At 67.8% G+C, this 6770-nt stretch carries 6 protein-coding genes and 1 pseudogene; 3 read left to right on the plus strand and 4 right to left on the minus strand.

The features are described from left to right. Together K4G64_RS41225 and K4G64_RS37610 are read left to right on the plus strand one after the other, a co-directional pair. Nucleotides 1–308: hypothetical protein (locus tag K4G64_RS41225; RefSeq protein WP_221760359.1), on the plus strand; the 308-nt coding region annotated here is incomplete at its 5' end. Between the two features lie 274 nt (nt 309–582). Beyond that, on the plus strand, nt 583–2091 hold the full coding sequence (locus K4G64_RS37610; protein ID WP_221760360.1) for a GAF domain-containing sensor histidine kinase: 1509 nt from the start codon (nt 583–585) through the stop codon (nt 2089–2091). Between the two features lie 1084 nt (nt 2092–3175). Here K4G64_RS37610 and K4G64_RS37615 read toward each other — a convergent pair. Beyond that, nucleotides 3176–3466 carry a hypothetical protein gene (locus tag K4G64_RS37615; RefSeq protein ID WP_221760361.1) on the minus strand — a complete coding sequence of 97 codons (291 nt, stop codon included), beginning with the start codon at nt 3464–3466 and terminating at the stop codon, nt 3176–3178. A gap of 385 nt (nt 3467–3851) precedes the next feature. Between K4G64_RS37615 and K4G64_RS37620 the strand changes: the two are divergent. Further along, nucleotides 3852–3971: pseudogene (locus tag K4G64_RS37620) on the plus strand (lamin tail domain-containing protein); the annotation flags it as partial. A 141-nt stretch (nt 3972–4112) separates the two neighbouring features. Here K4G64_RS37620 and K4G64_RS37625 read toward each other — a convergent pair. The 3 genes from K4G64_RS37625 to K4G64_RS37635 all read right to left on the minus strand — a co-directional run bounded on the left by K4G64_RS37625 (nt 4113) and on the right by K4G64_RS37635 (nt 6701). Then, complete coding sequence (locus K4G64_RS37625) at nt 4113–4901, minus strand: hemolysin III family protein (RefSeq protein WP_221760362.1); 789 nt, start codon at nt 4899–4901, stop codon at nt 4113–4115. Between the two features lie 57 nt (nt 4902–4958). Further along, the gene (locus K4G64_RS37630) at nt 4959–5285 is read right to left on the minus strand and encodes a MerR family transcriptional regulator (RefSeq protein WP_221760363.1); all 327 of its coding nucleotides are present in this window, start codon (nt 5283–5285) and stop codon (nt 4959–4961) included. Between the two features lie 1041 nt (nt 5286–6326). Beyond that, nucleotides 6327–6701, minus strand: a complete 375-nt coding sequence (locus K4G64_RS37635; RefSeq protein ID WP_221760364.1) for an STAS domain-containing protein — start codon at nt 6699–6701, stop codon at nt 6327–6329. Between the last annotated feature and the right edge of the window lie 69 nt (nt 6702–6770).

Here is a 6770-nt window from a genome sequence, read left to right on the forward strand (position 1 = left end):
CCACGGTACTGCCCTCCGAGGACGCGCTCCCTCTGCCGCGCCACCCCCTCCAGCGCCCTGTCAACCCCCCGGCCCCACGCGTCCATCTCCTCCCGGCACGGGCCCGCGGTGCCCGGGCGCGCCTCCTCGGCCCACAGGACCGGGGCCGCGGTGCCGCGGCCCCGGTCCTGTCGGCCGAGGACGACATCCCGGACCCCTGGGGCAGGACCCGTGAGGAGCTGTACGCCTGTGCCCTGGAGATTGACAGGGCGCTGAGCGGACTGGTCCGGCTGTGGGGACGCGTCATCAGACGTGATGTCAGTTGTTGAGTCCGCGGTAGCTGATGAGGGCTGCAGCGATGCCGACGAGTGAAGCCTCAGTCACGCCCTCCAACGGCTTCACCGTGCGCATAGCGAAGGGTCCGGCAGAAGTGGTGCGTTCTCAGTAGGACCGTGAGAATGCCGAGGCAGACCGTAGGAAGTGCTACTCCCGCGGATGGGCTCTGCAGGCTCGCTCAGGTGGTCCGGCGCACAGCGGCCTTGCCGCCCCTAGCCAAGCCGCAGGCCAAGCCGGATCGGCTCGCCCGGCACGGACGAGATCGTCATGACCGTAAGTCAGAACCTCGAGGTGCACCCTTCCCCGGGACAAACGCACCATGGCCGCGATCACGCTCGCCGACGCCTCCCCCGGGGGCCCCTCCGGCCGCCAGCCCCAAAGGTTCAGCCTCGGTATTGGCCACCTCTGGCCTGTGACGTCATCACGGGCGAGCGCACCGCGTGCGTGTGGGCCCGTCGAGTGATCCGCACGGCGGCACCGTCGGTGCAGACGTCGAACGGGGAACGATCTTCCGACCCCACCATGCAGGGAAGGACGAACACTGTGGCCACAGCATTCCCGGTCACCGCCGACGAGCCCGAGCGTCTGCGAGTCCTGCAGCGGTACGGCATCCTGGCGGCACCGGTCCCTCCGGATCTGGCGTCGATCGTGGAGCTCGCGACTTATGTCTGCCAGGTCCCCCACGCGGTGATCAACATCATCTCCGCCGAGGACGCCAACCTGATCGCCGCAGTCGGTTTCGAGCCGACCGTGTGTGCCCGCGGTGACTCCATGTGCGCGGTCACCCTGGTCGAGCCCGCCCCGGTGTTCGTCCCGGACGCAAGGCTCGATCCCCGCTTCGCGGACAACCCGTGGGTCAGTGGTGTCTTCGGCGACATTCGCTTCTACGCCGCCTCCCAACTACGCACCCCCGAAGGACCCGTCCTCGGTACCCTGTGTGTCTTCGACACCGAAGCCCGTCAGCTGACCGCCTCGCAACGCGGCGCGCTGGACAAGCTGGCCCGCATGGTCGTCGACGTCCTCGACCTGCACCGTCACCAGAGGCTGCTTCACCAGGCATTGCAAGCCGCCGATGCGGCACGCCGCGAACTCGAACGCTCCAACCGCGCCTTGCAGCAGTTCGCCGGGCAGGTCAGCCACGACCTCAGGAACCCGCTGACCGGTCTACTCGGTCACGCCGAGAACCTCATCGATATTGCAGCGATCGGCAACGACCCCGACGCCGCCTTCTGCACCCAGCGGGTCATCAGCTCCGCCCACCGCATGCGCACCATGATCGAAGACGTGCTTTCCCTGGCCAGCGCGGGCGGCCGGCTCCACCTCCAGCCCGTCGACCTCAATACCCTGGCCCACGCCGTCATCGAGGACCTCGACAGTCTCATCACCGCCGACCGTGCTCGCGTCACCGTCGAGGACCTGCCCGTCGTGACCGCAGATCCGACCCAGTTGCGTGTGCTGCTCCAGAACCTCATCAACAACGCCCTGAAATTCCGTAAACCCGACCGGCCCAGCCGAATTGTCATCAGCGCCACAGCACATCGGGCCGGATGGGACATCGCCGTCATCGACAACGGCCGCGGCATCCCGCCACAGGACCGCCAGCACGTGATGGACCTGTTCACCCGTCTGCACCCGGACATCCAAGGCTCCGGCATCGGACTGGCCACCTGTCAGCGGATCGCCACCGCTCACGGCGGCTCTCTCCGCCTCGAAGAGACACCCGGCGGCGGCACCACCGCCGTGCTCACCCTGCCCACCGACTCGGCAATGAACTGACACCCCCTCGGCCTTACATGCCGCCCGAGCAGGCGACTGCCGCGAGCCGCGCCGCTCATCCCGCCCGCCATATCCTCAACAACCAGCCAAGGGGCGACACAGCCTCGCTGTTCACAGTCCGCAACGCCACCGTTCTAGGCGGCATCGTGGATGACGAGCTTGAACTCGGCGAGGGGTCAGCAGACGCGGGGTGGCGCCGTTGTGCGTAACACGGAGCGCAACCGGAGTACCCGGAACAAAGAAGACACCATGGTTCTTGACGTAGTACTGGCCCCCGGCGTCGGCGTGCGGTGCTCGGTCGCCGTGGTGTCGTTGGGATTTGGCGTCAGGCCCAGCGGGTCACAGACGTACTGGTCGCGCAGTTCGGTGAACCAAACGGACGATTCCGGGATGAAACATCGCGCGAAAACGACCTCCAAGTCATCGTCTCAGGTGTGGGCTGAGGGCCCGAGTCCGATGCAAGGGCGGCCAGCCGCCGAAGGCGTTGGATGTACCGAAGTTCGCCCGCTTCGGTGATCAGAGGCCGGACCTGGTCCAGGTCTGCGCCACAGTCGCTCAGGATCCGATGCCGCTCTGCGTCAAGAGAGCCACCGCTGTTCTGCCGGGTGGACACGCACCCGGCGATGGTCGCGTCGAGCAGCACGATGTCGATGCCGTCCAGCTCCGCGCAGTCCGGCGGTGAGGGCCGCCCCCAGATGTTCCTGCCAGAGACGCGCGACGGTGGCTCCACGCTCACTCGTTCTGCTCACACGGCTCATCTTCCTTTAGGAGCCACGGCCTGGGCATCGCCTACCGACGCGAGTTCGGGAGTCATGCGCCGCTCGCTTGCGTGATCAACGCTTGATGAGAAGTGATGCCACTCGGCCTTACCCCCCGTGCCGCGCCGTGGTGCCGACACGCATGCCGTTTCCGGCACGTGTGCGACCTGACCGAGCGCAGCGTCCGCGACACCGCCTGATGGGCTGATCCCGTCGGCGGAGTGATGCCAACCGCCGCAAGGCCTGGACTCCAGCGAGCACATGCTCCCACCCTCGTCCCCAGCCCAACCGGCAGCCGGGCTGGGCCGCGGTCGGGCGAACGCTCCTCAGAACTCCGGGTTACCTGTCACATCTCGCCCCGTCCGCACCCGGTAGGAGATCCGTACCCCTTCGGGGCCGGAGGCCCTGATGCTTCCCCAAGGAATGGTCTGCCCGAACTTGAGCCCGGCGAAGTTGGGGTCTCCCACCACGTCCAGCTTCACACCATTCAGCCTCCGAGTGAGTGCGAGGACGTCGCGGGGTTCCTTGATCTCGACCGTGCACTTTCTGGACACGGCAATGTCAAGCACTTCTAGACCACTGGGACCAATGGTGCGGACTTTGTCATGAACCGCCATGGAGGATCCTTTCCGTTCGGGAAACGGCGGTGGGCCGGCGCTACCTCCGAGCCTGCACAGTGTCCGGGGGCAGCGCCCGCCCAGCGAGACGAACAGGTGACCGCCATCAGGTGGCCACGCTTGTGCCGCCACGCGCCCGTGCCCTCTCAGTGCAGAATGAGCCGGACGGACCCGGATCCGCTCCCGAACTGATGCAGGTGGCGATGCCGCTTCGGGCGTGGCCGTGCCCCGTGATGGCAATCCCGGGCCGGAATCGGTGCCTCCACCGCTGCGGGCCTGCCTGGGGCCGGTGCAGCGGTGGAGGGAGCCGTAGCCGGCGGACGCTGTCGTAGGTGGGAACGTCGACCACGGGACGATGTGGCCAGTGGCCGTCGCTCCGGGAGGTCGCCGCCACTACGTCTGGGACAACCACTCCGACACCGCCACCCTCCGCAACGACCACAGCCGCTTCATCGACGACGCCTCCTGGGGCCACCACCGCCACGGCAGCCGCCACCACCGCTGACCCAGCACCGCGTGGGTGAAGCGAGCGCCTCACCCACGCCCCGATGGAACGTGGGCGCGCCCGGCCTCCCCGGCCCGGGCGCGTCTCGTATTAGCGGGGCCAGCCCTTGCGCTGTCGAGCCGAGCCGACGTGTCGCCTTGTTCAGGTGGCTGCCAGGAGGATGGCGGCGTAGTGCGCTGTGAAGGCGGCGATGGTCAGAGCATGGAAGACCTCGTGGAAGCCGAACCAGGCCGGTGAGGGGTCGGGGCGCTTGAGTGCGTAGACGACGGCTCCTGCGGTGTAGAGCAGACCGCCGGCGACGACGAGTGCGACGACCACGGCATTGCCGGTGTGCGCGAAGTCGGGCAGGTAGAAGACGGCCACCCAGCCCAGTGCGATGTAGCAAGGGGTGTACAGCCAGCGGGGTGCCCCGATCCACAGGATGCGGAAGGCGATGCCGGCCAGCGCGCCGGCCCACACCAGGGCCAACAGCACCCGCTGCTGGCCCGCGGGCAGCAGCAGTACCGCCAGCGGGGTGTAGGTGCCTGCGATGATCAGGAAAATGTTCGCGTGGTCCAGCCGCCGCAGGACCGCCTCGCCGCGCGGGCCCCAGGTCCCGCGGTGGTACACCGCGCTGGTACCGAACAGCAGGCAGGCCGACACCGCGTACACCGCGCAGGCCGCCACTGCTGCAGCCGAGCGCGAAACAGCGATCAGGACGATCCCGCCGACCAGCGCGAGGGGGAACACGCCGGTATGCAGCCAGCCTCGCATTCGCGGCTTCAGCGCAGCAGCCGCGCGCTGCACCCCCTCTTCAAGGCCGGCGGCCATCTGCCCGCCAGTTGGCCGGCCGCTTGCGCCGGCGGACGCATCTGCCGCCTGGGGGCGTAGGGCATAGGGCGCCTGGGGATCCCTTCCGCGTGCCCGCCGCTGAGGTTCTTCGGCGATCATGCGCTCAAATTCTGAATCGTCGGAGGCGCGGTCCGGCGCGTCGCTGCGGAGTACGGGTCAGACACCGGCCGTGCGCCGGGATTCGCGGTATTCGGCGTTACGGCGCCGGGCTTCCTCGAGCTGGTCTTCGAGGATGATGATGCGGCAGGCGGCCTCAATGGGGGTGCCCTGGTCAACGAGTTCGCGGGCGCGGGCGGCGATCCGCAACTGGTAACGGGAGTAGCGGCGGTGTTCACCCGCGGAGCGCAGTGGGGTGATGAGGCGGGCTTCGCCGATGGCGCGCAGGAAACCCGGGGTGGTGCCGAGCAGCTCGGCCGCCCGTCCCATTGTGTAAGCGGGGTAATCGTCGTCGTCGAGACGCCCGAAGGAATCGTCTGCTGTCATCTGACCTCTCTGTGGACCGCGTGAAGGGGCCCTGGCGCCGTACGGCGCCAGGGCCCGAAGGAACTGCTACACCATCTGCCGGCCCTGCTACTGCGCCGGCCTTCTGTCACCGCACACCCGACCGCAATGCTGCCGGGGATGCTGGGATCGCGGTTGCTCGACCGGAGACCACCTCACTATCGATGTCCTGCGGTACCCGGACTCGACAAACCGTCCGGGCGATCCTGATGGCGTCCACTTCCTCCGTTCATTCCCTCGCTGCTGGCACTGCTCTATTGCGTACTGCTGGTGATGCGAACTACTGGTGGCCTGTTACAGCGCCACCCTTCGGCAGCCAGCCCCGTCACCCGTCCTACATCTGCTCTGGCTTGGAACCCCACTGCCGAACCTCCCGGTGCGCGCGTCCGCAGCCGACGCCTTCACCGAGGTACTGCTCACTGATTCCACTGCGGGGTACTGCTGGCGGCGGCCCCTGATCACTGCTGGCCACCCGGTCCGGTCGTCAGTCCCGTCGCCGTCCTGCAACAGCCCTGGCTTCGGAACTCCACCACCGCACCGTCCTGCGCACTGCAACTGCGGTACTTCTCCCCGGCAGTTCGTGTCTGCCGAGCCCTGTGATCTCTCTGGCTACGAGAGAAACCATAACCACACCATCGACCAATGTCTACTCTGGCCACGATAGATTTTCGTGTGTGGCCGGTGATGCATGGTCTTGAGTGGCGTTGGTGGGCAGCACCGACAGAGCCTCGAGGCCGAGGACCAACCGGTGGCCCGGCCCGCTGGGCGTCCCGCCGCTCCAGGAGGCGTATCGCCTCCTCGAACTCGGCGTGAAGCAGCGCGTCCCGTTCGGGCATCCCGTAGCGCACAACTGTGCGCATCGCCGGCGCCCTCGAAATCACGGAGCGAACGGTCCAGGCCGTCCTCGACCCCTAGCAGGCAGGTTGGCCTGCACCGACGACGCGCCGGGCGGCGCAATCACTGCGCCCTCACGCTCGCCCCACCACTCCGCACCCCGCGGAAACCGCCTCGTCGTCCGCGCCCTCATGGAAACTCGCCGTCTCCGGTGTGTTCAGCCCCCAGTGCGCATTCCGCTTCACTGACGGAGTCATAGACCCGCACCACCTGATCCACCCCGGTCATCTGCAGAATGCGCCGCACCGGCCCGGACACGTCCGCCAGCACCACGACAGCCCCGCGCATATCCGCCTGCCTCCACGCCTGAAGCAGTACGTTCAAGCCGGCCGAGTCGCAGAACGAAACGCCGGACAACTCCAGCACGAGCAAGCTCTCAACCCGCGCGATCAGGTCCATGAGCTCCGCGCGCAACACCCGGCCGCTCACGTAATCCAACTCGCCGCTGACCCGGGCCACCGCGCACCGGCTGGAGGCGATCACCTCCACCGACGGACCAGCCACAACACCCTCCACATGGTCTCACCAGCAACCTCGACACCCCCACCACCCCGAACCTCACCGCCTCCCTGC

Source organism: Streptomyces sp. WAC04114 (genome assembly GCF_019733245.1).
Taxonomy (GTDB): domain Bacteria; phylum Actinomycetota; class Actinomycetes; order Streptomycetales; family Streptomycetaceae; genus Streptomyces; species Streptomyces massasporeus_A.

Excerpts from the sequence above, each read along its gene's own strand:
- K4G64_RS37615 (WP_221760361.1), bottom strand. The coding sequence starts at position 3,466 with ATGGCGGTTCATGACAAAGTCCGCACCATTGGTCCCAGTGGTCTAGAA.
- K4G64_RS37610 (WP_221760360.1), top strand. The coding sequence starts at position 583 with ATGACCGTAAGTCAGAACCTCGAGGTGCACCCTTCCCCGGGACAAACG.
- K4G64_RS37625 (WP_221760362.1), bottom strand. The coding sequence starts at position 4,901 with ATGATCGCCGAAGAACCTCAGCGGCGGGCACGCGGAAGGGATCCCCAG.
- K4G64_RS37630 (WP_221760363.1), bottom strand. The coding sequence starts at position 5,285 with ATGACAGCAGACGATTCCTTCGGGCGTCTCGACGACGACGATTACCCC.